Source organism: Desulfoluna sp. CLI2B, assembly GCF_056847375.1.
In genome coordinates this window covers 759,118-785,076 of record NZ_CP186557.1, presented here as the reverse complement: position 1 = coordinate 785,076, position 25,959 = coordinate 759,118, and the positions used below count along the sequence as shown (strand labels likewise).

The 25,959-nt window shown below is 53.5% G+C and carries 23 protein-coding genes and 4 tRNA genes; 7 read left to right on the top strand and 20 right to left on the bottom strand.

Annotated elements, in window-relative coordinates; translation table 11 throughout:
* Positions 1 to 389: 389 nt before the first annotated feature.
* A complete protein-coding gene (locus ACOYW2_RS03880) occupies positions 390 to 1,553 on the top strand; it encodes a TetR family transcriptional regulator (RefSeq protein WP_482769458.1) in 1,164 nt (387 codons plus the stop codon).
* Positions 1,554 to 2,553: 1,000 nt separating this feature from the next.
* On the opposite strand, the gene ACOYW2_RS03875 is transcribed toward ACOYW2_RS03880, so the two are convergent.
* From ACOYW2_RS03875 to coaBC, 20 genes are all read right to left on the bottom strand, one after another.
* Positions 2,554 to 2,628: transfer RNA gene (locus ACOYW2_RS03875), tRNA-Cys, on the bottom strand.
* A gap of 8 nt (positions 2,629 to 2,636) precedes the next feature.
* Positions 2,637 to 2,711 (bottom strand) — tRNA-Gly (locus ACOYW2_RS03870).
* Between the two features lie 194 nt (positions 2,712 to 2,905).
* Complete coding sequence (locus ACOYW2_RS03865; protein WP_482769457.1) at positions 2,906 to 3,568, bottom strand: flavodoxin family protein; 663 nt, start codon at positions 3,566 to 3,568, stop codon at positions 2,906 to 2,908.
* Between the two features lie 993 nt (positions 3,569 to 4,561).
* Positions 4,562 to 4,636 (bottom strand) — tRNA-Cys (locus tag ACOYW2_RS03860).
* 7 nt (positions 4,637 to 4,643) lie between these two features.
* Positions 4,644 to 4,718 (bottom strand) — tRNA-Gly (locus ACOYW2_RS03855).
* A 59-nt stretch (positions 4,719 to 4,777) separates the two neighbouring features.
* Complete coding sequence (pgsA, locus tag ACOYW2_RS03850) at positions 4,778 to 5,329, bottom strand: CDP-diacylglycerol--glycerol-3-phosphate 3-phosphatidyltransferase (RefSeq protein ID WP_482415309.1); 552 nt, start codon at positions 5,327 to 5,329, stop codon at positions 4,778 to 4,780.
* A 160-nt stretch (positions 5,330 to 5,489) separates the two neighbouring features.
* Positions 5,490 to 6,137, bottom strand: a complete 648-nt coding sequence (fsa, locus tag ACOYW2_RS03845) for a fructose-6-phosphate aldolase (RefSeq protein WP_482769456.1) — start codon at positions 6,135 to 6,137, stop codon at positions 5,490 to 5,492.
* Between the two features lie 43 nt (positions 6,138 to 6,180).
* Positions 6,181 to 6,438 carry a hypothetical protein gene (locus ACOYW2_RS03840; protein ID WP_180146875.1) on the bottom strand — a complete coding sequence of 86 codons (258 nt, stop codon included), beginning with the start codon at positions 6,436 to 6,438 and terminating at the stop codon, positions 6,181 to 6,183.
* Positions 6,439 to 6,441: 3 nt separating this feature from the next.
* Positions 6,442 to 6,942: a 2-amino-4-hydroxy-6-hydroxymethyldihydropteridine diphosphokinase gene (gene folK, locus ACOYW2_RS03835; protein ID WP_482423656.1), complete on the bottom strand. Its 501-nt coding sequence runs from the start codon at positions 6,940 to 6,942 to the stop codon at positions 6,442 to 6,444.
* A gap of 96 nt (positions 6,943 to 7,038) precedes the next feature.
* Positions 7,039 to 7,461 carry a hypothetical protein gene (locus ACOYW2_RS03830; protein ID WP_482769455.1) on the bottom strand — a complete coding sequence of 141 codons (423 nt, stop codon included), beginning with the start codon at positions 7,459 to 7,461 and terminating at the stop codon, positions 7,039 to 7,041.
* A gap of 38 nt (positions 7,462 to 7,499) precedes the next feature.
* Positions 7,500 to 8,855, bottom strand: a complete 1,356-nt coding sequence (gene argH, locus ACOYW2_RS03825; protein ID WP_482769454.1) for an argininosuccinate lyase — start codon at positions 8,853 to 8,855, stop codon at positions 7,500 to 7,502.
* Entirely contained in the window at positions 8,785 to 9,564 is a 780-nt protein-coding gene (locus tag ACOYW2_RS03820; RefSeq protein WP_482769453.1) for an adenine nucleotide alpha hydrolase family protein, read from the bottom strand. The genes argH and ACOYW2_RS03820 overlap by 71 nt, the downstream gene beginning before the upstream one ends.
* Before the next feature lie 12 nt (positions 9,565 to 9,576).
* Entirely contained in the window at positions 9,577 to 10,002 is a 426-nt protein-coding gene (locus ACOYW2_RS03815; RefSeq protein ID WP_482421771.1) for an argininosuccinate synthase domain-containing protein, read from the bottom strand.
* 2 nt (positions 10,003 to 10,004) lie between these two features.
* A complete protein-coding gene (locus tag ACOYW2_RS03810) occupies positions 10,005 to 10,106 on the bottom strand; it encodes an argininosuccinate synthase domain-containing protein (RefSeq protein ID WP_482421770.1) in 102 nt (33 codons plus the stop codon).
* Between the two features lie 595 nt (positions 10,107 to 10,701).
* Positions 10,702 to 11,616 carry an ornithine carbamoyltransferase gene (gene argF, locus ACOYW2_RS03805; RefSeq protein WP_482769452.1) on the bottom strand — a complete coding sequence of 305 codons (915 nt, stop codon included), beginning with the start codon at positions 11,614 to 11,616 and terminating at the stop codon, positions 10,702 to 10,704.
* A 382-nt stretch (positions 11,617 to 11,998) separates the two neighbouring features.
* Complete coding sequence (locus tag ACOYW2_RS03800) at positions 11,999 to 13,189, bottom strand: acetylornithine transaminase (RefSeq protein WP_482769451.1); 1,191 nt, start codon at positions 13,187 to 13,189, stop codon at positions 11,999 to 12,001.
* The gene (gene argB / locus ACOYW2_RS03795) at positions 13,186 to 14,058 is read right to left on the bottom strand and encodes an acetylglutamate kinase (protein WP_482770976.1); all 873 of its coding nucleotides are present in this window, start codon (positions 14,056 to 14,058) and stop codon (positions 13,186 to 13,188) included. Before argB ends, ACOYW2_RS03800 begins: the two co-directional genes overlap by 4 nt.
* Before the next feature lie 191 nt (positions 14,059 to 14,249).
* Entirely contained in the window at positions 14,250 to 15,182 is a 933-nt protein-coding gene (locus tag ACOYW2_RS03790) for a tyrosine recombinase XerC (RefSeq protein ID WP_482769450.1), read from the bottom strand.
* Between the two features lie 407 nt (positions 15,183 to 15,589).
* Complete coding sequence (locus ACOYW2_RS03785; protein WP_482769449.1) at positions 15,590 to 16,516, bottom strand: uracil-DNA glycosylase; 927 nt, start codon at positions 16,514 to 16,516, stop codon at positions 15,590 to 15,592.
* A gap of 53 nt (positions 16,517 to 16,569) precedes the next feature.
* Positions 16,570 to 17,775: a bifunctional phosphopantothenoylcysteine decarboxylase/phosphopantothenate--cysteine ligase CoaBC gene (gene coaBC, locus ACOYW2_RS03780; protein ID WP_482769448.1), complete on the bottom strand. Its 1,206-nt coding sequence runs from the start codon at positions 17,773 to 17,775 to the stop codon at positions 16,570 to 16,572.
* 635 nt (positions 17,776 to 18,410) lie between these two features.
* Here coaBC and ACOYW2_RS03775 point away from each other — a divergent pair.
* The 6 genes from ACOYW2_RS03775 to ACOYW2_RS03750 all read left to right on the top strand — a co-directional run bounded on the left by ACOYW2_RS03775 (position 18,411) and on the right by ACOYW2_RS03750 (position 25,951).
* On the top strand, positions 18,411 to 18,983 hold the full coding sequence (locus ACOYW2_RS03775; protein WP_180146848.1) for a winged helix-turn-helix domain-containing protein: 573 nt from the start codon (positions 18,411 to 18,413) through the stop codon (positions 18,981 to 18,983).
* A gap of 215 nt (positions 18,984 to 19,198) precedes the next feature.
* Complete coding sequence (gene gmd / locus ACOYW2_RS03770) at positions 19,199 to 20,284, top strand: GDP-mannose 4,6-dehydratase (RefSeq protein ID WP_482770975.1); 1,086 nt, start codon at positions 19,199 to 19,201, stop codon at positions 20,282 to 20,284.
* Positions 20,277 to 21,242, top strand: a complete 966-nt coding sequence (locus tag ACOYW2_RS03765) for a GDP-L-fucose synthase family protein (protein ID WP_482769447.1) — start codon at positions 20,277 to 20,279, stop codon at positions 21,240 to 21,242. Before gmd ends, ACOYW2_RS03765 begins: the two co-directional genes overlap by 8 nt.
* A complete protein-coding gene (locus tag ACOYW2_RS03760) occupies positions 21,239 to 22,063 on the top strand; it encodes an ABC transporter permease (protein ID WP_482769446.1) in 825 nt (274 codons plus the stop codon). Before ACOYW2_RS03765 ends, ACOYW2_RS03760 begins: the two co-directional genes overlap by 4 nt.
* Before the next feature lie 6 nt (positions 22,064 to 22,069).
* The gene (locus ACOYW2_RS03755) at positions 22,070 to 23,350 is read left to right on the top strand and encodes an ABC transporter ATP-binding protein (RefSeq protein ID WP_482769445.1); all 1,281 of its coding nucleotides are present in this window, start codon (positions 22,070 to 22,072) and stop codon (positions 23,348 to 23,350) included.
* Between the two features lie 462 nt (positions 23,351 to 23,812).
* A complete protein-coding gene (locus tag ACOYW2_RS03750) occupies positions 23,813 to 25,951 on the top strand; it encodes a heparinase II/III domain-containing protein (protein WP_482769444.1) in 2,139 nt (712 codons plus the stop codon).
* Positions 25,952 to 25,959 lie beyond the last annotated feature (8 nt).

Below are 25,959 nucleotides of genomic sequence, written 5' to 3'. Positions count from 1 at the left end.
ACAACACCATGTTATGGGATCGCCCGACGGCTATCGGACGACCCCTTTGTCTTCCATAATTTCTGAACCATAGAATCATATCTCTATAATTAATCCTGCGCTATAAAACAATGTCAAGCTCCGATAACTTTATACACATACAAGTATTGCATTAGCCATAAACAACAATAATGGACCCATCAATCAGTTCCTACGGATTGTTTTGACCCTTCATCATCCTGTGCTATAGTCCCCAAAACCGGGACACATGTTTTCCATACCGTCACAATCCATGGGGCACCTTCACACCTGGGACCAGAAGGCGCCTTGCAACGACAGACCACCCTGCAGCGCCCAGAGAAACCATCACGGCAGGGAACCTCAGCACCTGACCCAGGGCGGAGCCTTTCATGAATGATGCCACCCAAACCGGAATGAAACTGCCCCAACTCGCCAAACAGAGCGGACTCAGCATATCCACCCTCTACGAATACCTAAGAAACGGAATCCTTCACCCCCCGGAACGCAAAGGGCCCACCAAGGCCATCTTCAATGAAAGCCACCTTGCGCGCCTCAAGACCATCCGGAGCCTGCGAGAAAAGGAAAAGCTCTCTCTTGCCGACATCAAGGAGAGGCTCCGCAGCGAAGGCGACAACACCGAAGATGACGGGGCCAGCATCCGAAACCAGATCATCGACACCGCCCTTGTCCTTTTCTCCCGGAAGCACTACGACAAGACCAAAATAAGCGACATCACCGATGCCCTTCACATGGGCAACGGCACATTTTACCGCTACTTCACCTCCAAAGAGGAGCTCTTCCTCCACTGCCTGGAGCGCCTCCCCAAGATTATGGTCTCACGGGAGACCTGGAACGACGTCAAACGGGAAACAGACTACATCACTCGGCTCAGAAAACGCGGAAACGCCATGCTGGGATCCTTTCACAGCTACATCGGCATGCTCAACCACACCAAGTTGGTCCTGGGCGGAGAAGACGCCCACCTCGCGGAAAAAGCATCGGAGTGCCTGAAGTCTCTGGCCACCCCCCTGCGCAAGGATCTGGACCAGGCCATCGCCAAGGGCCAGGTGCGCCCCCTGGACACCGACCTCACCGCCTACCTCTTATTAGGAATCAACGAAATTTTCGGACACCGGCTCCTCATGGATGACAACTACACCATCGAAGAGGGCTTTGACTTCATCGAAGAGTTTCTCCGACACGCCCTGGCCTCGTCATCTCCCCCCACCCGGAAAACGTTCATCCTCACCCTCCGCACAGGCGAGACCATCACCATCTGCCCCGTCTCCTTCAACGGAACCCCCCGGTTCGTGGGATCCGTGGGCGCAGGAAATCTGGAAGTGGCCTTCGACACCCTCTCCGCCATCACCTTCACCCACGACCAGAAGAACACCACCGCCCATATCCTCACCGACACAGGAAAAACAGGGGACCTCCTTGTCGACCCCGGCCATGAGCTCTCCGGAGCCACCGACCTGGGGGATTACACGGTCAGAGCGAAAGACATCCTTCGCATGGACAGAGAGAACAACCACGATCAAACAGGAAAATAACTATTCAACGTCGGTGAAATGAAAAAAGGGACACAAGTGCCCCTTATGTGGAGGAGACGCGTGACCGACGGCGTTGGGGATGTGAGGTAGGGTGCGCTTGCGCGCGCAGTAAGATAGTAATGGACATAAAATCCAGTCCCGTCAGCCTCACACAGCACAGAAAGGCAAAAGGCGTTGGCCTTCGGAACGTATGGTGCGCAAGCGCACCCTACAGGCAGGCGGTCACAAGCGGGGGTCGGGAGTGAGTGGTCAGGCAAAATACAACCGGATGAAGTACCCGTATGGATTGGACCAAGCCATAGATGAGCTGGATTGCCAGAATAACCAAAGTTAGAAAACATCGGTAACCACGAGGCAGAGTTACAAGGTACAAGGATGCTGCCTGAAGGCTTGCTGCGCAAAGCCGCGCCAACTCATACAACCAAAGGCCAAAGCAATCGCCCCGGTGAAGATTGGATAAATCGAAAACTCGATCAACCGGGGGCGGGTTCCGGGCTGCGCCCGGTGCCGCCTGAAGGCTTGCGGGGCAAGCCTTGCATGGCTTCGCCATGCCCAAAAAGCAAAAAAGCGATTGACCCGAAGAATTAAGGACAGTGTGGGCACGGCTAACCGGAGGAGGGTTGCCCCCTCGGGGCTGCCAGAAAACCTAAGAGCAGAAATACTCGGTAACCTGAGGGCGGGTTCCAGGCTGCGCCTGGTGCCGCCTGGCGTCTTGCTGCGCAAGCCGCGCCGGACTTCGTCCGGCCCAAAAAGCAGAAAGCAATCGCCCCAGTGAAGATTGGAAAAATCGAAAACTCGATCAACCGGGTGTGGGTTGGCCATCTTGATAGTTTGACTCTCTGCAACATATTAGAGTTGGATAATTCGATAACCTAAGGGCGGGTTCCGGGCTGCGCCCGGTGCCGCCTGAAGGCTTGCAGAGCAAGCCTTGCATGGCTTCGCCATGCCCAAAAAGCAAAAAAGCGATTGACCCGGGGGGGGCAATCGCTTTTTTGCTTTTTGGAGGCGGCTTCCAGATTCGAACTGGAGAATAACGGCTTTGCAGGCCGTCGCCTTACCACTTGGCCAAGCCGCCGAAATCGGTGGAGCGGGAAACGAGATTTGAACTCGCGACGTCAACCTTGGCAAGGTTGCACTCTACCACTGAGTTATTCCCGCTCAATGCCCGAAGGCGAGGATGTATTTAACCGGACAGAGGGGCGATGTCAACAGATAAAATACACCCCGTGACGCGTCACGGCCACACCGAAAAGAACGTACGTTCAAATGAGCAACGAGCACGATGTGTTGCCCGTTTGACAGCCACATTGGGGTATTTTTAAAAAAAGAGCGCTCTGCCCACCAAGCCTATGTCAGACCCCTTGCCCGGCCTTCAATCGATCGGCAATTTCACGGCCCAGTGCTTCGGCCGATTCAAAAGAAAGGGGCTGGGCTTCAAACTGCTTGATCCCCACGGAGTCCACCGTGGCCTCGGGCCCGTAGATCATGTTGATCCCGGACTTTTTGCACTCATCACCGAACCCACAGCGCACACAGGGCACGTTGCCCGTAATCTTCACAGCTCCCACGCACTCTATGCCCTCCTCCTGCATATAATTGGTCACGGCCTGGATCCCCATATCGCACACAGGGGGCGCACCCGGTGCATCATGGGGCACCGCAGAGGTCATCACCACGGCCCCGAGCTTGCCTGCCATCAGGCCCTTCCGGTGTCGGAGGGGGTACAGGCGCTCAATAAAAGCCTTGGTCCGCGAATCCAGCGTGCTGTACGGGGTAAACCCTGCAATGACGATGGCGTCGCACTCCCGGGCCTTTTGGGCCAGAGGCACCCCGTCATCCTTAACCACGCAGACATTGGTCTTCACACACCCCAGACACGCTCGACAGGGCTCAACAGTATACTCCGAAAGCTTTATAAACTCCGTATCAAGACCGGTGGCTGCCAGCAAAGCCTGGACAGCACGATCGGTGTTGCTGTTTTTGATGGGAGAACCGGAAACACCAAGCACTTTCATGAAAAACCTCCTTGGTTGGGATGACATGCGCCACATGAGAAAAGAAGAAAACGTTCCCATAATGGTTACACGTCATCATATCCCATTGTAAAGAGATATCATCCACACGCCTGTGGCTGCTCGATTTCACTGCAAGCCCAAAACAGAGCAAATGACAACGATATGTCTATAAGGATGGTTGCCCCTTTGGGACTGGTGGGGTACCGGACTTGCCCAAGGCAAACAACAACAGTAGAAATAGTAAGAAAAAACTGGATAGAGAACTAGCGGTAATACGGAGGTGGGTTACACCCCGGGACTAAAGAAACCCAAGAACAGAAACCCTTGGTAACCTCGAGATAGATTGTCGGGTTGAGTTGGCAGCCAGGAGGCATGCCGAACTCGTCCACGCGATGCATTGGCCCATGGAAAATGGATAAATCGGAGGCGGGCTGCACACTCGTGGCTGCCGAAAAACCAAGAACAAAAAAACGGCAACCTGAAAGCGGGTTCCGGGCTGCGCTATGCCCAAAAAGCAAAAAGCAAAAAGCGATGATCCAGTGGAATTAGAATAGTGTGGCGAGGCCACCGGAGGCGGGTCGCCCCTCCGGGGCTGCCGCCTGAACCAATGACCATAGCTTGGCATTGCCCAATACTTTAGAACGGGAGGATTCTATGACCTGGAGGCGGGTTCCGGGCTGCGCCATGCCCAAAAAGCAAAAAAGCGGTTGCACCAAAGAATCGAGGATAGTGCGGGGTCGGCCAACCGGAGGCGGGTTGCCCCTCCGGGGCTGCCGCCTGGCGTCTTGCTGCACAGACCGCGCCGGACTTCGTCCGGCCCCCGAAGGCAAGTCTCCCCAAAGAATCAGAGGGTGCATTCGGCCAACTGGGGGCGGGTTCCGGGCTGCGCCCGGGGCCGCCTGAAGGCTTGCAGAGCAAGCCTTGCATGGCTTCGCCATGCCCAAAAAGCAAAAAAGCGATTGACCCGGGGGGTCAATCGCTGTTTTTGCTTTTTGGAGGCGGCTTCCGGATTCGAACCGGAGAATAACGGCTTTGCAGGCCGTCGCCTTACCACTTGGCCAAGCCGCCGAAATTGTGGAGCGGGAAACGAGATTTGAACTCGCGACGTCAACCTTGGCAAGGTTGCACTCTACCACTGAGTTATTCCCGCTCAGTGCCCGAAGACCTGTGTGTTTTAACCGTTGAGCCGCTTGGTGTCAACGAAAAACTTTACATGGTGAGAAGTTTTCTAAAGCGGAAAAAATAGTCAGCGCCGGACCAGATGGTCAGGATGAGCGCGCACCAGAGAAAAACCATTCCGATGCCGTGAAAATTGATTCCAAAATAGCTGAAATGAATCAGGAGCGGGATGATGGCGGCGATCTGAAAGCCTGTTTTGTACTTGCCCAGCTTGGAGGCGGATACATCCTCGCCCCCTTCGGCAATAATGCTTCGAAGCCCCGTAATGGCCAGCTCACGGCCGATGATGACGCACACAACCCACCCGGGGATCCACCCCACTGAACTCATCATGATCAGGGAGCACCCCACAAGAAGCTTGTCGGCCAAAGGATCCATCACCTTGCCGAAGGTGGACTCCAGGCCCCACTTGCGTGCAAGGAATCCATCCAGATAATCGGTGATGGACGCGGCGGAAAAGATCAGAGCTGCCAGAATCGTTGCGATTCGGCTTCCAGAAAACAACAGAAGGATGACGATCAACGGCACGGAAGCCATCCGGAGAAGTGTCAGGTTGTTGGGGTGCTTGATTGTGTTTATCATAAAAATACTGCCCGAATCCCAATCTGACAGGTCGCCTGATCAGCGATCACCTGTCGGTTCATTCATCCTGCGGTCTGCAGACTGCAGCCCCGCTTCTCTCATCACTATGGGCCGATGCACCGGAGCTCATAAACCCCGGCCATCGGCACTGCTACATACATCAATTCCCGTGTACCCGCTTCCAGTCCGCCATGAACATCTCGATCCCCCTGTCCGTCATGGGATGGGAGGCCAGCTTGGCAAGGACTGCGTGGGGGATGGTGGCGATATGAGCCCCCACCAGGGCCGCATCCAGTACATGCATGGGGTTGCGGATGCTGGCCACGATAATCTCGACAGGAAATTCATAATTGACAAAAATTTGCCCGATCTGCTCCACCAGGGGCATGCCCTCCTGGGCCAGGTCATCGAGGCGCCCCACAAAGGGACTGACGTAATTGGCCCCGGCCTTGGCAGCCATGAGCGCCTGAAGGGGAGAAAAAACAAGGGTGACGTTGGTATGGATCCCCTCCGCCGACAAGATGCGAACGGCCTTCAAACCGTCCACGGTCATGGGAATCTTCACCACGATGTTGTCGGCAATCACCGCAAGGCTCCGGGCTTCCTGAACCATGCCGTCGGTGTCGAGGCTGATCACTTCAGCGCTCACCGGGCCTGCCACGATGGAGGTAATGTCCTTGAGAAGAGCCACGGGCTCTCCACCTTCGCGGGCCATGAGAGACGGGTTCGTGGTCACCCCGTCTGCCATACCCATACTGACTGCATCTCGAATCTCGTCCACATTCGCCGTATCGATGAAGAACTTCATGCTGCCTCCTTTCGAATCCCAATGGGACGTCAGAAATGGAACATCAGCTGTGCTTTTTCAGATAAGCGTCTCGGCACGTCGTCGAACAGAAATTGAAGGTTTCCCCGTTCACTCTCCCGGGCACCCCTTCGCGCAAAGGAAAATAGACCCCGCACTCCGGATCCTGGACCATCACGTCGTCGGCATGCCCCTGCCGCCCTCCGCTCTGGCCGCCTCCTGCCCCCATGTCGTTCAGCATCTTGTTTTTCAGATGCCGGTAACCGAAATAGATAATGGCCAGGATAATCAGAACCTTTAACACGGTCTACTCCTTTGTGTATGGAACCACCTCCTGGGATGCGTCGTCGATCTCAGAGAGGAGTGTTTTCATTTTTTTGTTTGTATCCGGGTGAATAATCTCAGAATCTATATCACAAAGGGGAGTAAGGACAAAAGCCCTTTTATCCATGCGAGGATGGGGGATGGTGAGCTCATCATCGCTGTAGACAAGGTCGTCGTACAACAGGATATCGATGTCCATGGGCCTCGGTCCGAACCGGATCCCCGATGCATCACGCCCCAGATCAGCCTCCACCGCCTTGAGCTGCGCAAGGAGGTCCCGCGGGGAAAGCGAGGTCTCAACGCGGGCGGCTCCGTTTAAAAACCACGCCTGGTCCGTGTAGTCCACCGGGGAGGTCTTGTAAAGCGGAGAGACCGCCACAAGGCGGGCGATACCCCTGGACTCGATTTCATGAAGCGCCCTGTCAAAATTGGCTTTGCGGTCGCCCATATTGGACCCGAGGCAAAGAAACACGTCGTGCATCATCACGCCATATCCTGGTTGGAGTTACCAAACGGCAACGCCGCCTTTGCAGAAACGCAAAGGCGGCACAGCCTGATTCAAACGGCCAGAGACCGGTGCTTAGCTTGTGGGGGAAAGCGCCCTTCTCAGGTCCACCTTGACACGCTTGGACGGATCACTGACGTAACCGCCCTCGGCCGTGGCCCTCACCTCAAGGAGGTAGCGCGTACCCGGCGAGACATCCAGGCGAAAACGCCTGTCAGCCGGACCTGCGTCCCCGATTTTTTCAAACCGCACAGGGCAGCCCTCGCACACCTCCTCCCCTTCGTCCAGGGTGGAGAGATAGATGCGATAGCCTGTCACCAGACGCCGTTCAGCCTTGGGCGGATCCGCCCAGGTCACAATAATCGCCTCGCCCTGGACATGGGCTGCCACACCCGCAGGCGGTGTCAACCCGTCAAACCGGGGAGGCACCGGAGGCGCCTTGCGGCCGCAGGCCGCACATACCAGAAGCAACGCACACAGCAGACACAGCCTGCGCACCCATCCACCTGTCCACCTGTTTCCTCCCCGCATCATGGCTATGAAATCCTTCCGCCCAGATCGGCAATGGCCTGATCCATGGCTTTGCGCACGCGTGACGGCGCGGTGCCGCCGAAGGAGGTGCGTCTCTCCACCATGGCATCGGTGGTGAGAAAGTCAAAGATATCCGGCTCGATGAGCTCGGAAAAGCCCTTCATCTCGTCGGCAGACAGATCGCCCAGTTCAACGCCCTTGTCCAGGGCAAAGGCCACGGCCTTACCGGCCACGCTGTGGGCCTCCCGGAAGGGCATGCCCTTGGTGGCAAGGTAGTCGGCCAGGTCGGTGGCGTTCAGGAAACCCGTTTCCGTGGAAAGACGGGTCACATCCGCCATCACCTTGATGTTGGGCAGCATGCGGACGTAGATGTCGATGACCGCCTTGAGGGTGTCCACACCGTCGAAGAGGGGGGGCTTGTCTTCCTGCAGGTCCCTGTTGTAGGCCATGGGAAGCCCCTTCACCTGGGTGATGATGGCCATGAGGCTGCCGATGACCCGCCCGGCCTTGCCGCGCACCAGCTCGGGAATATCCGGGTTCTTCTTCTGGGGCATGATGCTGCTGCCCGTGGTGAAGGCATCGGAGATCTCGATGAAGTGATACTCGGAAGCGGACCAGAGGATCAGCTCTTCGGAGAACCTTGAAAAGTGCACCATGGCAATGGAGGCCGCCGAGAGGAACTCCATGATGAAGTCGCGGTCGGCAACGGTGTCCATGCTGTTGGCAGAGACCTTGGGAAAATCGAGGAGCTCGGCCACGTAATGGCGATCAATGGGATAGGTGGTCCCTGCAAGGGCCGCCGCCCCAAGGGGCATCACGTTGATACGGGTCAGGGCGTCTTCGAAGCGCTCCTGGTCCCGGGTGAACATCTCATAGTAGGCCATCATGTGATGGGAAAACAGCACGGGTTGGGCGCGCTGGAGATGGGTGTACCCCGGCATCACCACACCGAACTGCTTCTCCGCCAGCGCCACGATGACACCCCGAAGGGTCTTGAGGCCGTCGATAACCACCCGGGTCTCATCCCGGAGATAGAGCCGGGTATCCAGAGCCACCTGGTCGTTGCGGCTTCTGCCGGTGTGGAGCTTTCGGGCCACGTCCCCGATCTTTTCGGTGAGGGCGGACTCGATGTGCATGTGGATATCTTCCAAGGCGTCGTCGTAGACAAAGCTGCCGTTTTCGATATCCGCCTTCACCTCGAGGAGCCCCTTTTCCATGAGCTCTGCCTCGTCTTCCTCGATGATGCCCTGCTTGGCCATCATCTTGGCGTGGGCGATGCTGCCTTGAATATCATGGGCGTAGAGGCGCTTGTCCACGAGGATGGAGGAGGTAAAGGCCTCCACCGCCTTGTCGGTTCCCATGGAGAAACGGCCTGCCCAGAGTTCGCTGGTCGGGTACTACTCTTCCTCCCAGCTTTCTGCCCGCCATTTTCTGGATACGCAGCCTCAGGGCGTTCAATCGAATGAACCCTTCGGCGTCCTTCTGGGTGTAGACCTCATCCCCTTCGAAGGTGGCGAAGGCCTCGCTGTACAGGGTGTCGTCGGACTTGCGGCCCAGCACGTAGGTGTTGCCCTTGTAGAGCTTCAGTCGAACCACGCCGTTGACGAACTCCTGGCTCTGGTCGATGGTGTTCTGGAGCATGCGCATCTCAGGGGAGAACCAGAAGCCGTTGTAAATCAGCTCGGAGTATTTGGGAATCAGGGAGTCCCGCAGGTGGGCCACCTCACGGTCCAGGGTGATGGACTCCATGGTCAGATGAGCGTGGCGCAGGATGGTTCCGCCCGGGGTTTCGTACACACCGCGGGACTTCATGCCCACGAAACGGTTCTCCACCAGGTCGATGCGGCCGATGCCGTGGCGGCCACCCAGGGTGTTGAGCTCCTTGAAGAGCACCGCAGGACTCATCTCCACGCCGTTGATGGCAACGGGGTTGCCCTTGCGGAAGGTGATTTCGATCTCTTCCGGGGTGTCCGGGGCGTCCTCGGGGCGCACGCTCATGGTGTACATCTCGTCGGTGGCAGAGGCCCAGGGATCTTCCAGGATGCCGCCTTCGTAGCTGATGTGCAGCATGTTGCGGTCTGTCTATCGCAGCTTGGGGGTCTGGGGTACTTCGATGCCGTGCTTTTTGGCAAACTCCATGAGCACGGTGCGGGAGTTCAGGTCCCAGTCGCGCCAGGGCGCAACGATCTTGATGCCGGGATCGATGGCAAGGTAACTCAGCTCAAAGCGCACCTGATCGTTGCCCTTGCCGGTGGCACCGTGGCTGACAGCGTCGGCGCCTTCCATGCGGGCGATCTCCATCTGACGCTTGGCGATAAGGGGCCGCGCAATGGAGGTGCCCAGGAGGTACTGGCCTTCGTAAATGGCGTTGGCGCGGAAGGCGGGGAAAATGTAATCACGGACGAACTCTTCACGAAGGTCGTCGATGTAGGCCTTCACCGCACCGGTTTTCAGAGCTTTTTGATCGAGACCGTCCAGCTCCTCTTCCTGGCCGAGGTCGGCCGTCATGGTCACCACTGGCGATGCGACGTTCTTCGGCGTCGCCACTTGAGAATAACAGATGTATCGAGTCCGCCGGAGTAGGCAAGGACCACTTTTTTGATATCAGACACAATAACCCCCTGGGCATTTTTTGGCTTCGCAAGACATCAGCACACCGCACTGCAGAACACTTAAGCGGTGACTGGATTCACCGCCTCACCTGAGGCTCAGGAACGAAGGCGGAATTTCATGATCTTTTGCTCTTACGAACGCATCTTAAATTTTTATCAGAGTGAACAACAAACGCCCTTGATACAGAAAACGATACCAGGGCATTCAATATGGATGGTACATCAAGGCAAGACCCCAGAGGGCCATTACGTCAACGTCAACCTCGGCAGTGACAGCTCGTTCCCTGCCATCCCCCACGCTCCTTATTAACACCACGTTATAAAAGGACGCAACAGACAAATAGTGAGGATGGTGAAGCCAGCAGAAACAAACAGTAGCTGGGCCGTGGCGTCGCTCCCTTACACTTGGTCACAAGTGGAACCCAAACAGCCCCAAATACCGTCTCTGGAACACTACGTTCCAGCAGCAGGCGTGGCCCTGCGGGTGAGGCGTGCATAATTTGGCACTGTATACACGCCTGCTTAATGCCCACGGGCGACACGAGGATGAAAGATTAGCGAGCCTCCCTGTCCGCCGGAGGCGCGCTTTTTCTCCTTACAACGTCTGGTTGATCAACATATCAAGGATGGCTTTATGCATGTGGAGCTTGTTCTCCGCCTCGTCCCAGATGATGGACTGGGGGCCTTCCATGACAGACTCGGAGACCTCTTCCCCGCGGTGGGCGGGAAGGCAGTGCATGAAGGAGGCATCAGGCTTGGCAAGGGCCATGAGGGCGTCATCCACGATGTACCCTTCAAAGGATTTCTCACGGGCCTTCTGCTCGGCTTCCTGGCCCATGCTGGCCCAGACGTCGGTGTAGACAATGTCCGCTGCAGCCACCGCCTCTTTGGGATCGCGTACCACCGTGATTTTCGCACCACGGGCCAGGGCTTCCTTAAGGATACCCGCATCCGGGTCAAAGCCTTCGGGGCAGGCAAGGGAGAGCTCAAACCCGAGGGTGGAGGCCGCCCACATCCAGGAGTGGGCCACGTTGTTGCCGTCTCCCACCCAGGCCACCTTGGCATCGTAGCTGCCCTTGGCCTCGATGACGGTCATGAGGTCCGAAAGGATCTGGCAGGGGTGGTACATATCGGTCAGGGCGTTGACCACGGGCACGTCTGAGTAGCTGGCGTACTCTTCCACCAGGTCCTGGGAGAAGGTACGGATCACCAGACAATCGATATAGCGGGCCAGAACGCGGGCCGTGTCCTTGACGGGCTCGCTGCGCCCAATCTGGGTGTCGTTCTCATTCATGAAGATGGACACACCCCCAAGCTGGATGGTGGCTGTCTCAAAGGAGATTCGGGTTCGGGTGGAGGGCTTGTTGAACAGGAGCCCCACGCTTTTCCCTTCCAGAGGGCGATCCGTGATCCCCTCTTTTTTTCTCTTCTTCAGCTCCAGCGCGCGGGCGAACAGAGCGTCAAATTCGTCTTTGGTCAGGTCCTTGAGTGTCAGCAGGTCTTTTTTCATCGTTCTCTCCTTGATCGGTTCCTTTGACGCACAAAAAAAATAATGGCTGTTCAGCTTGGCCTCCGGCGGCAAGGTGTGCCACCTTGAAAGCTTATTGCCGCTGCGCTTTCCCCCTCGCTTGTCGCGCCGTAGCCCATTGACGCTGATCGAATGGGAACTCACTGACATGGGCGTAGGCGAGTACCTCGGGTGAGTGGGGCCTTCACGTATGACGTGTACGTTTTTTTAACTGAGGCCCAAAACCAATCGAAATACAGACAAATTCGATTGATTAAACACCCACCCCTTTAAAACCTGTTTATCAAACTTTTTAAAAGTTTGGCCCCCGGCAGGGCCGCCGGAGGCCTTTTCCAGGCTACAGAAGCTGAACAGTATCAAACAATCAGGCGGCGCCCATGTCGTTAAAAATCTCGTCCAGTACGCCCATGAGGGCATCGATCTCAGGCCGCGTGATGATCAGGGGCGGCACAAAGCGCAGGGTCTTGCCCTGCACCGCGTTGATCACCTGACCTTTTGCAAGGGCCTTTTCAACCACAGCAGCACCGTCGCCATCGATCTCCATGCCGAGGAGCAGGCCCTGGCCACGCACATCCTTGACCAGGGCGTGCTTTGCCTTGAGGGTTTCGAGGCAGGTCTTGAAGTAAGCGCCGGTGTCGGCGGCTTTGTCCACAACCTTCTCCTCGTCAAAGGCCCGTACCACGGCAAGGGCTGCCGCAGTCACCAGGGGGGTCCCGCCAAAGGTGGACCCGTGGGCGCCTTTGGAAAACGAGGCCATCACCTTGTCGGTGGCCAGCATGGCGCCGATGGGAAGGCCGTTACCCAGGGCCTTGGCCAGGGTCATGATGTCCGGCGTGACGGAGGTATGCTGGTGAGCAAAGAGTTTGCCCGTTCGGCCCATGCCCGTCTGGATCTCGTCAAAGATCAGCAGGGCGCCGCTGCGATCGCACAGGTCCCGCACCGCTTCGAGATAGCCGTCGTCGGGTACGCACACACCGCCCTCTCCCTGGATGGGCTCCACCAGAACGGCGCAGACGGTCTCGTCCATGACCTCTTCAAGGGCCTTGACGTTGTTGTACTCCACGTACTCAAAACCGGGCAGGAGCGGGGTAAACCCCTCCTTGACCTTGTCCTGCCCCGTGGCGGACAGGGTGGCCATGGTGCGGCCGTGAAAGGACCGGGCCATGGTAATGATGCGATGCCGTGATTCGCCCTTGTCATGAAAATATTTCCGCGCCAGCTTGATGGCCGCCTCGTTGGCTTCGGCGCCGCTGTTGCACAGGAAGAGCCGGTCGGCAAAACACCGTCCGGTCAACCATTCAGCCAGCTCCACCATGGGCCGCGTATAAAAGAGGTTGGAAACATGACACAGGGTCGATGCCTGCTCTGAAAGGGCTGCGGCCACTTTGGGGTGGGCGTGTCCCAGGTTGCAGACAGCGATGCCGGAAAGAAAATCCGTGTAGGTTTTTCCCGCATCGTCAATGAGTGTGGTCCCTTCGCCTTTGACGAAAACCACGGGGCAGCGGGCATACGTCTGCGCCACCACCTCTGCTTCACGAGCTATCCATTCATTCATAGTACCACTTCCGTCCCGATCCCTTGATCGGTAAAGAGTTCAAGAATCAGCGAATGTCTTCGCTTCCCGTTGATGATATGTGTTTTTTCAACGCCTTGTTTCAAGGCGGCCAGGGCGTATTCAATTTTGGGGATCATGCCGCCGGTGACGGTGCCTTCCTGGATCAGACCGGGCACGCTGTCCGCCTCGATGGTGGAGACCAGATTCTTCTCCTTGTCGAGGACCCCGTCCACATCCGTGAGAAGAAGCAGGCGGGTTGCCTTGAGGGCCGCCGCCACCTCCGAAGCCACCAGGTCGGCGTTGATGTTGTACGTTTCACCGGTTTCCCCGACACCCACCGGCGCGATGACCGGGATAAAGCCCTGGGCGGTGAGAGTGTCGATGATCTCAGGGTTGACGCGAGTCACCTTCCCCACATGCCCGGCGTCGATGATTTCGGGGGGCTTGCCCTCCTCCTCACTGACGATCTTCAGCTTTTCTGCCTCGATGAGACCACCGTCCTTGCCGCTGAGCCCCACGGCCCGACCGCCTTCCCGGTTCACCTGGGCCACAATGGACTTGTTTACCTTGCCGCCAAGGACCATCTCCACCACGTCCATGGTTTCGTCATCGGTCATGCGCATGCCCCGGACAAAGGTGGAGTCGATGCCCATCTTGTCCAGCACCAGATTGATCTGGGGGCCGCCGCCGTGGACTACCACCGGGTTCAACCCGATGTACTTCATCAGGGTGATGTCCCGGGCAAAGTCTTCCTTGAGCTGCTCATCCACCATGGCATGGCCGCCGTATTTCACCACAATGGTCTTGCCGGCAAACATCCGTATGTAGGGCAGAGATTCAATAAGAATATCTGCGACACTCTTCTCCATCATCGTCTTCATCTCCACAATTAGGCTAAAACCACAAAAAAATGCCTTCGGGGCCAAAGGCTTGGCCGAAGCATAATGGCACAATCAAACTCTGTCGGCCGATTCACCCCTGACGCGTATCCACGTGTCGGCAAATGGTGCCCCCGCAAGCATACGGGACATGTATCGTTTATTTTTGGCTGAGCCCCAATTCACTTCCTGGGATGGGCCTTGTCATAGGCTTGCGTCAACCGCTCAATGGACACATGGGTGTATTTCTGCGTGGTGGACAGGCTCACGTGGCCCAACATCTCCTGAACACCCCGCAAATCCGCCCCCCCGTCGAGCATGTGGGTGGCAAAGGAGTGCCGCAAGGCATGGGGAGAGACCGGCACGGTGAGCCCGCTCTCTTTGGCTGTCTTCTCCAGGGTCCGGGCCACGGATCGCGTGGAAAGTCGCCCAAGGTTCTTATTCAAAAACAACGGTCCCTTATCGGCAGGAACCTTTTTTTCCTCTTCAAGGGTCCCCCGATAAAACCGGATGGCACGCAGCGCACGCTCCCCCACAGGGACAACGCGCTCCTTGTTGCCTTTGCCGAGCACGCGAACACTGTGTGCGCAAAAATCGATATGGGGACAGTCAAGACCCGAAAGTTCGGAGACGCGTAGCCCGCTTGAATACAGCAACTCAAACATGGCAATGTTTCGCCTGGCAAGAAGGGTGCCGTCATCCATGGCATCGAGCAGCCGAAACATGTCGTCCACCGTCAGATAAACGGGAAGGGTCTTGTCCAGCTTCGGGGATCGGATGGTGTCCAGAGGACTCGTCTCCACCACCCCCCTCTTTTTCAAAAATTTGTACAGGGACCGAAGAGAAGAAAGTCGCCGCGCCACGGAGCGTTTTGAAAGCCCCTCTTTATGCAGCCTGTTAAGGTACCCCCTTATACAGATGACGTCAACAGCATCCGGGCTCAGGCGGGCATTTCTCTGCGTAGAATCGTCCGTGCAGCCGGAAAACTCCGCATAAAACCCGTAAAACCCCTTGAGGTCGGTACGGTAGGCCCGCACGGTATGGTCCGAGTACCCTTTCTGGGCCGAAAGGTACTCCAGAAAATCGAGGATATGCTGATGAAATGTTTTATCCAATGTGGCCTGAAAAGGATCCTGGTTCGTCATGGCGATAACTGAGGGGCTAAGGGCTAAGGGCTAAGGGCTAAGGGCTAAGGGCTAAGGGCTAAGGGCTAAGGGCTAAGGGCTAAGGGCTAAGGGCTAAGGGCTAAGGGGCGTTTAGCCCAACAACGTCGGGGGATCAACCTAAAACCAAAATAAATTACTGCTTTTTAAAGGAGATACAATAGATATTTTTGAGTTTACACGCCCGTAGGGTGCGGCTCCCGCACCGACAAGCGCACCGCAAGCCCCATGCCGACCCCAAAAAGATCGGTTACGTTCCTTGCCTTTATCGCATACAGATCGAAATAAACACATCGATATTCAACAGTCATTGTCAAAAGGCGTGTACCGATTCTCCTATTACCGGCTTTTCCTATGGCCTATCGCCTATCCCCTGCTTTCAACACCGCCATCACCTGCTGAAGATCCTGCCAGGCCTGCCGCTTGCGCTCTGGGTGGCGAAGCAGAAAGGTCGGATGAAAGGTCGGCATCAATCGAATGCCTTTGTAATTCTGAAACTGCCCCCTGATCTCGGCAACCCCGGAAGTAATGCCGAGCAGGGCCTGGGTAGCCACAGCCCCAAGGGCGCAAATCACGTCGGGCCTGATCACCGCGATCTGCCGTTCCAGAAACGAAAGGCAGAAACTCGCGTCAGGGCGCCCTTGCCCCGGTGCAGGGCAGCATTTGAGCAGGTTGGAGAGGTAGACGTCTTCCCGGCGCAGCCCCATGGCCTTGATCATGTTGTTGATCAGCTCTCCGGAAGCGCCAAGAAAAGGGGTGCCTTCACGGTCCTCTTCGGCAAGGGGCATATCGCCGATGAACATCAATCTGGCCTGCGGGTTGCCCGCACCGAAAACAATATTCGTCCGCCCACGGAACAGACCGCATCGGGTGCACTCGCCCATGTCCCGCCGGATGGTTCCCAGAGTATCCACCACGGGCTCGGCAACAGCCCGGCGTACCGCAAAGCCAGAGCCTTTCGGTGAAACCGGATCCGTCCCGTTGGAAGACGCCCCCCCCGCCCGGGAGACGCCGGGAACAGGCTGCGGGGCTGCAGGCGAGGATTCTCTCCGCTGTTGCACCACCTGCGCCCGGTTGACAGAAGCCTGACCGCGCCCCGGAGAGACCGGAGCCCCAACCCGCTTGACAGGTCCTGCTGCAGGACGCCCCATGGCCCGAAGCAGCTTGGACGCATCCTCGGTGCACTCCACCCCCTTGAGCCCCAGACTCTTCAGATAAAGAAGGGTGGCTTTGATCTCCTCCAGGGGAGCTCTGTGTTGATGTGTCCGGGGATTGTTTTCCATCATGGCGTCTATCTATCCTGAATCTTCACTGTGTTGTGTTTCGTACTACCTAAAGTCTAAAGGCGCTCTTTCAGAAGCCCCGACACCCTGTTGAGGAGTTCATGGGCCACCACATCTTTGCCCATGGACTCAAAGGGCTCTTTCCGACCGTCGGGATGAAAAAAGGTAACGATATTCGTGTCGGTCCCAAAACCGGAAGCAGGGTCTCCCACCAGATTGCCCACAATCATGTCAAGATTCTTGGCTTCTATCTTTTTTCGGGCATTTTCAGCCAAAGACTGTGTCTCGGCGGCAAACCCCACAAGCACCTGACGGGTCTTTCGCTTTCCGAGCTCTTTTAAGATGTCGATGTTCTTGTCGAGCTCCAGAGTCATGTCGTCGCTTTTTTTCTTGATCTTGTGCTCGGCCCGTGTGCGGGGTCTGTAGTCCGCCACAGCCGCCACCTTAATCACAGCATCGACCTCGTCAAGGCGGGAAAAAATGGTTTCGGCCATCTCGCCCACGGAAGTCACCGAGAGCCGATCCACGCCAAGGGGCGAGGCAAGGCTCACAGGCCCTGAGACAAGGGTCACCTCTGCACCGCGGTACTCCGCCGCCCGTGCGATCTCATAGCCCATCTTCCCGGACGACCGGTTGGAGATATAACGGACCGGGTCAATGGCCTCCCGGGTGGGCCCGGCCGAGACCAGAATCTTCTTGCCGACCAAATCCTTGGGGTGCAACGCGGCCTTCACACGGTCCACAATGGTGGGGGGCTCGGCAAGGCGCCCGGGACCTGTGGTGCCACAGGCCATCTCGCCCACCCCGGGCTCCACAAGGATATACCCGTCCCCTTCCAGGATATCGATATTCCTTTGAACGGCCCGGTTTTCGTACATGTGGGAATTCATGGCCGGGCAGATCAATTTGGGCGCTGTCACGGCAAGCATGGTCGTGGTCACGGCGTCATCAGCGATACCATGAGCCAGCTTCCCGATAACATCGGCCGTTGCAGGGGCCACCACCACCACATCGGCCCTCTCGGCAAGCTCGATATGACCGATGGAGGCACCTTTCCCCTCATCAAACAGATTCGACAAAACCGGATGACCAGAAATCGCCGCAAAAGTCGTCTCCCCCACAAACTCTTTGGCTCCCCGAGTCATAGTGACCCAGACATCGGCCCCCTCTTTTTGAAGCAGCCGCACCACCTCCACAGCCTTGTAAGCAGCAATCCCCGCCGTCACACAGACCAAAACGTTCTTATTTTCAAGCACAGCCATGACTTATCTCCTCCCTCTCCGCGCAGCGTTGTATGGCTCTCTTACAGATTTACAATGGACACCACTGTATATGGATAAGGCGAATACCACAACCCGGTTGTATCACGAAGCAGGGCTCAGAGAACCCGAAAAAGTAGCCTCGCACGAAATCAAAATAACGTTCTTACAGATTCCCACGACGTAAACCGCCACTGACACCAAAATATGAGTCTAGGGGGGGCTGCCCCCACAAACATTGCCGTTTCAGCGACACACGAAAAAGACATAGAGACTATTGATTCACACCGTCCCTGATACGCCGACATCAATCGTAACGAAAAATCATCCACGACGCAAACAGCGCCGGAAACGTCCGCCCCAACGGACTCCCACCCCACCCGAAAAACGCCAGGAGAGACAGGCCATGAACAATCAAGGAATACAGTCCCGAGCGCCATCCAACAATTAAATTGACCCGATAAACCGCTCAGCACCTGAAAACACAGATCCCCACAGTCGCCCAAGAGCACAAACCACTCACCGCACCCCACCACCCCGCCAACCGACACATGTATATCAAGGAGTATCTATTAAGGGTTGACAATCCGATCATCTATGGATTACGTTCAATTATACTACTCAATAAAGGGTCAATCATGAGCAACCTACTTTCCGGCATCATCGGATCCAAAACACGCATCAAACTCCTTGTCCGGCTCTTTTTCAACCCGGACACCCACTCATACCTGCGTGAACTGGCATCCGAATTCGGCTTATCAACCAACGCCGTCCGAGAAGAGCTCAACCAGCTCAGCCAAGCCGACCTGCTCACATCATCCAAAAACGGCCGACAGATCCACTACGCAGCCAACCGCAACCACCCCCTCTTCCCCGAACTCCGCTCCATGGTCCGAAAAGCCATCGGCGTCGATCAGATCATCGACAGCGTTGTCACCCGTTTGGGCGACCTCGAAGCCGCGTATCTCATCGACGACTATGCGGAAGGAAAGGACACGGGGATTATTGACCTGGTGCTGGTTGGCGACATCGACCCGTATCATTTGAATGATTTGAGCAGGAAAACAGAGCGATATATCAACCGGAAACTCAGGTCGCTGGTGCTGAGCCGGGAAGAGTTCGAGGACTTTCACGAGAACCTTGAAAAAAGACCCATGGTGTTGGTGTGGGAATCGGCACCCCAAATTAACTTGAAAAACCACGATATCTGAAAATCATCCCCGGCAATCGCCCGACCAGAATTCCGAGATATGATTCAGCCTCTGCTCAACCAAGGGAGATAGCAAATAAAACATGGGTTGCCGATAACCATAAGTGACGAGTAAATTGTATACAAAATTCAAACTTGGTGTAACCGAGAGGGCGGAGCTGTGTAACCAGAATGCCCCCCTCTAACGACAACTTCTTCACCAAAAGCCACATACTCATGAAAAAAGCTCTTATTACCGGTATCACCGGGCAGGATGGTGCCTATTTGGCTGAACTGTTGCTCGAAAAGGGATATGAAGTCCATGGCCTCAAAAGGCGTAGTTCCCTCTTCAATACAGACAGGATAGATCACCTATACCAGGACCCACATACTGAAAATAGACGATTCATCCTCCATTACGGGGACCTCACGGATTCCACCAACCTCATACGTATCATCCAGCAGGTTCAGCCTGATGAAATATACAACCTCGCTGCCCAGAGCCATGTGGCCGTCTCCTTTGATTCTCCAGAGTATACGGCCGATGCCGATGCGTTAGGCACCCTGCGTATCTTAGAAGGCATACGACTCCTCGGGCTCGAGAACAAAACCCGATTCTACCAAGCCTCTACATCGGAGCTCTTCGGTAAAGTCCAGGAAACCCCCCAAACCGAAAAAACACCATTTTATCCCCGCAGTCCATATGGCGTTGCCAAACTTTATGCATATTGGATTACAGTAAACTATCGTGAGGCTTATGGGATCTATGCATGCAACGGCATTCTTTTTAACCATGAATCCCCTCTACGCGGTGAAACATTCGTTACACGAAAAATAACTCGCGCACTCTCGCGCATCAAGTTAGGACTTCAGGACTGCCTTTACCTCGGCAACATGGATGCCAAACGTGATTGGGGCCATGCCAGTGACTATGTAAAAATGCAGTGGCTTATGCTCCAACAGGAAAAACCCGAAGATTATGTTATTGCAACGGGTGAGCAACACTCCGTGAGAGAGTTTGTCGAAATTGCAGCTCAAACCCTTAACATGAAAATATCCTGGCAAGGCTCCGGCATCGCCGAAAAGGGGGTTAACAGTGAATCGGGCGATACAATCATCGCAATCGACCCCCACTATTTCAGACCTACGGAGGTGGACTCCCTCCTTGGCGATCCATCCAAGGCAAAAGCACAACTTGGCTGGACCCCGGAAATAAAGTTCAAGGAACTCGTTTCTGAAATGGTAGACCGAGATTACGAAGAGGCAAAAAAGGATCTTCTGTGCAGAAATAACGGTTTTGAGATAGCGAGCAGACATGAATAAAAACGCACGCATTTATGTTGCAGGGCATCGCGGTCTCGTTGGGTCTGCTATTGCACGCAAACTAAAAACAGAAGGATACAGCCATCTTATCACGCGCACCCACGCAGAGCTCGATCTCACGAATCAGAAAGCCGTCGAGCAATTCTTTAATAATGAAAAACCGGAGTATGTTTTTTTAGCAGCAGCCAAGGTTGGTGGTATCATGGCCAATCAGACCTATCCCGCAGAATTCATCCATCAGAACCTGATGATCCAAACCAACGTCATCCACTCCAGCTATGTGCACGGCGTTAAGAAACTCCTGTTCCTCGGCTCTTCTTGTATCTATCCGAAAATGGCATCGCAGCCCATCAAAGAAGAGTACCTGATGACAGGCCCTTTAGAACCCACAAATTCAGCCTACGCCGTGGCTAAAATCGCAGGTATTGAGATGTGCTGGGCCTATAACAAACAATACGGCACCCGTTATATCCCTATCATGCCGACAAATCTTTACGGGCCCAATGACAATTTTGACCTGGAAACATCCCATGTGTTGCCCGCGTTAATCAGAAAATTCCATGAAGCAAAAGAAACAAAAGCAAAGTCAGTGACAATCTGGGGAACAGGAACGCCCAAGCGTGAATTTTTATATGTGGATGACATGGCAGACGCTTGCATTCACCTGCTCACCAGCACCATGAATACGAATACAGAAATATTGTTCAACATTGGTACCGGGACAGACATAAGCATCGGAGAGCTGGCTCAAATTGTCGGGAGTATTGTGGGTTATAGCGGCACCATCGTCTATGATCACTCCAAACCCGACGGCACCCCGCTAAAACGCCTTGATGTGAGCAAAACAGAAAAGATCGGGTGGAAACCCAAGACACCACTCGCAGAGGGCATCAGACGGACTTACACATGGTTCAAAACCAACCGCCACCCATGGGAACCACAGGATAAGCAGTCATGACTCAGTTTGAACTGATCATTGAACCCGACAAATCGATAAAGAATTTCTGGCGAGAACTTTGGCAATACCGGGACCTCTTCTATTTTCTCGCATGGAGGGACGTGCTGGTCCGTTACAAACAGACAGTTATCGGTGTTGCCTGGAGTGTTTTACGTCCACTTCTGACAATGGTCGTCTTTACCATAATATTCGGTAAAATTGCAAAGCTCCCGTCTGGTGACATCCCCTATCCAATACTGGTCTTTTCAGCCATGCTTCCATGGCAATTTTTCAGCAACACCTTTTCCGAGGCCAGCAACTCGCTTATAGCAAACACGCAGCTGATATCGAAAGTCTACTTTCCTAGAATCATCATCCCCACAACAGCAATGGTTGTCAGTCTGATCGATTTTGCGATCTCCTTCATCATTTTATTGGCTCTCATGCTCTGGTATGGACTCATTCCGGATATTAAATTATGCCTATTACCGTTACTAATGCTCATGGCCATATTAACCTCATTAGGCGCAGGGTATATCATGTCTGCCCTGAATGTAAAATATCGTGACTTTAGGCATATCGTTCCCTACATTGTTCAGTTTGGGCTCTATATATCACCTGTGGGATTCAGCAGCGGCATAGTCCCAGAAAAATGGCGACTCCTCTATTCAGTTAATCCGATGGTAGGCGTCATCGATGGATTCAGATGGATTCTACTCGGTAACGATACGACCATTTATTGGCCGGGGTTTACTATTTCAATTGCGCTTTCGATACTCATCTTTTTTACCGGGGGGAAATATTTCAACATAACTGAACGCAGTTTTGCGGATATTATTTAGATCACTATGAGCAATATAATCACAGTCAATAACCTGGGGAAAAAATATACGCTCGGCCATCATAAACAGAGAGAGTATCAAACGTTACGAGACTCTCTTTCGCATGGTGTAAGAAGATTTTACCAGCGGATGCGCAATCCGTTATCGCAACACGCGAACGCAACAACGCAAAATGAATTCTGGGCATTGCAAGGCATTAATTTCGAAATGAAGCAGGGAGATCGGCTCGGTATCATTGGACGAAATGGTGCCGGAAAATCGACACTGCTCAAAATCCTGAGCAGAATCACACATCCGACTACTGGCAAAATTCATATCAAAGGGAGGGTTGCAAGCCTTCTTGAAGTCGGTACCGGCTTCCACCCTGAGCTCACCGGACGAGAAAATATTTTTCTAAACGGCGCAATCCTCGGAATGACTAAAAATGATATCAAAAAGCGTTTTGATGAAATTGTTGCCTTTGCAGAAATTGAAAAATTTCTTGATACCCCGGTTAAACGATATTCCAGTGGAATGTATGTACGACTCGCATTTGCCGTTGCAGCCCACCTGGAACCTGAGATTTTGATTGTTGATGAAGTCTTAGCTGTTGGCGACATCCAATTTCAAGAAAAATGTATCGGTAAAATGAAAGAAACGACAGCCGCTGATAGGACCGTCATATTTGTCAGTCATAATCTCGGAGCAATAGAATCTCTCTGTTCTAGGGTTTGTGTCCTCGATGGTGGGACATCTCTTTATGACGGCGACGTTGATGCCGGCATTCAGACTTATACTTCCGCACTGATGGAGCAGCACGCCAGTTGGTCATTTGAAAACCGTAAAGACCGACAGGGATCTGGAGTCCTTCGAATACTCTCTTTCCAAATTCTGGATCATTCTGGAACCCCTGTAGATATTGCTATGACAGGAAAGGATTATACGTTTCGATTTAAATATGCTTCATCCATTTCGTATGTCCGTGATCTGGACTTCAGTTTTACCATTAGAGATATGAAAAATATAAACCTGTTCAGAAACAACACGAGGGAACGGGGACTATTTATACCGGAGGCATTGCCCCCCACAGGTTTTATAGACTGCAAGATATCCCGTCTGCCACTTACAGCTGGGCGATATGGCTTCGGCTTTAGGCTTCTGGTGAACGGTCTGGAATCAGATTATATAACGGGGCCTTTTGCGGCATATTTCGATGTTGTAGGAGGAGATTATTATGGGACTGGCCAAATTCCAGGACACACCCCTCTTGTTATTGATCATGATTGGGAGTTAGCATCGGAGTTGTAAAGGCAAAAGATCCCTGCCTATAACATTCAAAATTCATGAGGCAGCCATGAAAAAGTCTCAGAGCGCCAAACATATATCGAATATTTTCGAAATAAATCAACCACATAAAGCCATTCCTCAAAAATTGATTCGATATATCAAGTCTTTACCGGTAGGGGGACGAGAATCCAACATTTTAAGGAATTTGTTTTATCATCTCCCCATAACAATTCAAAATATAATCCTCGGATATTTAAGGATCATAAATCGGGGCCCAAAAGTTCCTGCCCTCGTGTCCGAAAAGGGTCCTTGGACACAAACTTTATTTCCACTGACTTCGACATGGGAAGAATTGGTCCCCCTCCCACAACCCCCACCATCGCCAAGGACCTACCCGTATCATTTTCTTCAATAAACGCACAACGATGCTCCTTGCAGCATTTCTGGTGTTGGACGAACCTTTTATGGGAAAGCTGTCCTTCGGTGGGAGACGCTGCCAGTCTTCGCCTTGAAACAGATTTGTCTTATCCGCAATATGACAAAATGCTGTTTTGCCTCTCTATGATACCTGAAACTTCTATCCGGTTTGAGTTTGAAGTTGACGGGAAAATTTATAAACATGACGAGGTGTTCTGGGGAACAGGGTCACGATTGGAAATTTGCATTCCAGCCCCAAAAGGTCACATTTGTGCGATATATATGATTATCAGTACGAAATATGAATTTGAACAAATGCTGTCGTTGAGTTGGTTCGGATTGCAGAATAGTTCTTTAGTTAAACAGTTGCAAACATCCATACAAAAATACGATTCGAGCTGGACAGGCTTAATAAAATCCCTCGATAACTGGGAAGATATTCATTTTCAAGTAGGCTTATTATTTAACGAAACTGATTTAGAAAAATTAAGAGAAAAACGCCTATATCCAGGGTGGAGTGATCATTATCGATATTTGGAAGAAAAGGCAACGATATATATGAACCGCCACCCCGAAGCGGACCTGACTGCATTTTTACCCACAGACGATCGGCGCTATATTCGGGAAAGCGAAAATGACAGGACCCCCTATCATTTTGAAGCACTTGTCCTAGGATTTGTTGGAATAATCAACGATGACAAGCAGATGATGCAACATGCACTTAGATATTTAATGAGCATGCTTCATACCGAAAATTGGGTTCAATCTGCAGAACAGAAACTTACAGGATCAACATGGAGCACTCGCTGCTTCATGGAAGAGATGACCACGACCAGCGTCGTCCTTTTGGCCGACTGGTACGCATTTGCTCTTACAGACAGGGCCAAGGATCTCGTCCGACAATGTATATGGGACAAAGGGCTCGCCATAATTGATAGGGATATGATGAAACACGATTATATGCACCGAATCAATCAGGGAGCATGGTTTTGCCGAGCTGGAATTCTGGGTGGATTGTACCTTGAGAACGCATGGCCTCACATGGGAAGATATGTGAATGCTAAATTTGGTACCATGAACAAGATCCTTAAACGTTATATTATGCGTGATGGAGGCGTGGATGAGGGAATCGGTTATTTTTGTATGACCGCTCAAGCCGTGCTCCCGGCCCTGGTCGCTTATGCCAGGAGCAGAGGGAAAAGCACTCACAGAGTAGTAAACCGATACTTTAAAAAAGCAGACAATTACCTTTCGACACTATCCAGTTTCGAACCGGGAAAAGGTTCGGTTGACGGAGACTGCAGAACTGAAAATTTCTGTGGCGATATCGTTCCCGTACTGGCTGGCTTGTTCCCCGGGTCTATTTGTAACGACATCCTGCATCAATGCATCCAAAACAGAAGCATTTACAATGTTACAGGTAGTCTCATAAACAGCGGCGGCCTCATTGGGTTCGTGTACGGACCAGACAAGATAAAGGTTTCCAAGCCGATCGTTTCGACATTCAACATCATGCCAAAGAGTGGGTTTGCCGTCAGCGCCAGGAAATCTGGAACACATTCTCTCCGGATTCTATTTTCAGGTTCGAAACCAAACCCAAGCAGCCACGCCCATTATGATAAAGGAGCGTTCACAGTCGAAGCCGATGGAACAGACGTTTTCGTAGACAGAGGTATGCTGCAATATGACGACCCCAGAGCATTGCTGGCAAAATGCTCCAGAATGCATAATGTTATTACGCCATATCTTCCAAATGGTAGTTATCCGGATCAAAATCTACCCGAAAAAAGGGTCTGCCCCAAAGGCTCTGGAAACGAACAGCAAGTTGAGCTAACTCTCGACCTCGCAGAGGTCTGGAAAGAATACATGAGTTCATACCAAAGGCATATCATATCGGACTCCGTAGAAAAAATCATTATTACCGATCATGGCACACTCAAAAAAAGGGGGCGTGTCGCATTTCATCTTCATTCAGGAGTAAAATTCGACCTGAATGCCTATAAAGCCGTTGGAACTGTAAACAGCATGACGTTCGAGGTAACAGCAAAGTGGGCTGATGAGATTTTGCACTTTGAGGATTCATTGAGTTTCGACGGCAGAGCCCTCCATCACTTGGTTTTCCACAGTAAGGAATTGGAAACGTTTTCACTCGAAACAACAATTTCCGTAAAGAGAGACTCTCAACCAACCATCCAGATGATTTGAAGTCATGA

Bases quoted from the DNA above. Each gene is read 5' to 3' on its own strand.
- folK (WP_482423656.1), bottom strand. From the start codon at position 6,942: ATGATGCACGACGTGTTTCTTTGCCTCGGGTCCAATATGGGCGACCGC.
- ACOYW2_RS03800 (WP_482769451.1), bottom strand. From the start codon at position 13,189: ATGAATGAATGGATAGCTCGTGAAGCAGAGGTGGTGGCGCAGACGTAT.
- ACOYW2_RS03785 (WP_482769449.1), bottom strand. From the start codon at position 16,516: ATGATGGAAAACAATCCCCGGACACATCAACACAGAGCTCCCCTGGAG.
- argB (WP_482770976.1), bottom strand. From the start codon at position 14,058: ATGGAGAAGAGTGTCGCAGATATTCTTATTGAATCTCTGCCCTACATA.
- ACOYW2_RS03815 (WP_482421771.1), bottom strand. From the start codon at position 10,002: ATGACGGCCGACCTCGGCCAGGAAGAGGAGCTGGACGGTCTCGATCAA.
- fsa (WP_482769456.1), bottom strand. From the start codon at position 6,137: ATGAAGTTCTTCATCGATACGGCGAATGTGGACGAGATTCGAGATGCA.
- coaBC (WP_482769448.1), bottom strand. From the start codon at position 17,775: ATGGCTGTGCTTGAAAATAAGAACGTTTTGGTCTGTGTGACGGCGGGG.
- argF (WP_482769452.1), bottom strand. From the start codon at position 11,616: ATGAAAAAAGACCTGCTGACACTCAAGGACCTGACCAAAGACGAATTT.
- ACOYW2_RS03880 (WP_482769458.1), top strand. From the start codon at position 390: ATGAATGATGCCACCCAAACCGGAATGAAACTGCCCCAACTCGCCAAA.
- ACOYW2_RS03775 (WP_180146848.1), top strand. From the start codon at position 18,411: ATGAGCAACCTACTTTCCGGCATCATCGGATCCAAAACACGCATCAAA.
- ACOYW2_RS03755 (WP_482769445.1), top strand. From the start codon at position 22,070: ATGAGCAATATAATCACAGTCAATAACCTGGGGAAAAAATATACGCTC.
- ACOYW2_RS03865 (WP_482769457.1), bottom strand. From the start codon at position 3,568: ATGAAAGTGCTTGGTGTTTCCGGTTCTCCCATCAAAAACAGCAACACC.
- pgsA (WP_482415309.1), bottom strand. From the start codon at position 5,329: ATGATAAACACAATCAAGCACCCCAACAACCTGACACTTCTCCGGATG.
- ACOYW2_RS03820 (WP_482769453.1), bottom strand. From the start codon at position 9,564: ATGCTGCACATCAGCTACGAAGGCGGCATCCTGGAAGATCCCTGGGCC.
- argH (WP_482769454.1), bottom strand. From the start codon at position 8,855: ATGGGAACCGACAAGGCGGTGGAGGCCTTTACCTCCTCCATCCTCGTG.
- gmd (WP_482770975.1), top strand. From the start codon at position 19,199: ATGAAAAAAGCTCTTATTACCGGTATCACCGGGCAGGATGGTGCCTAT.
- ACOYW2_RS03765 (WP_482769447.1), top strand. From the start codon at position 20,277: ATGAATAAAAACGCACGCATTTATGTTGCAGGGCATCGCGGTCTCGTT.
- ACOYW2_RS03760 (WP_482769446.1), top strand. From the start codon at position 21,239: ATGACTCAGTTTGAACTGATCATTGAACCCGACAAATCGATAAAGAAT.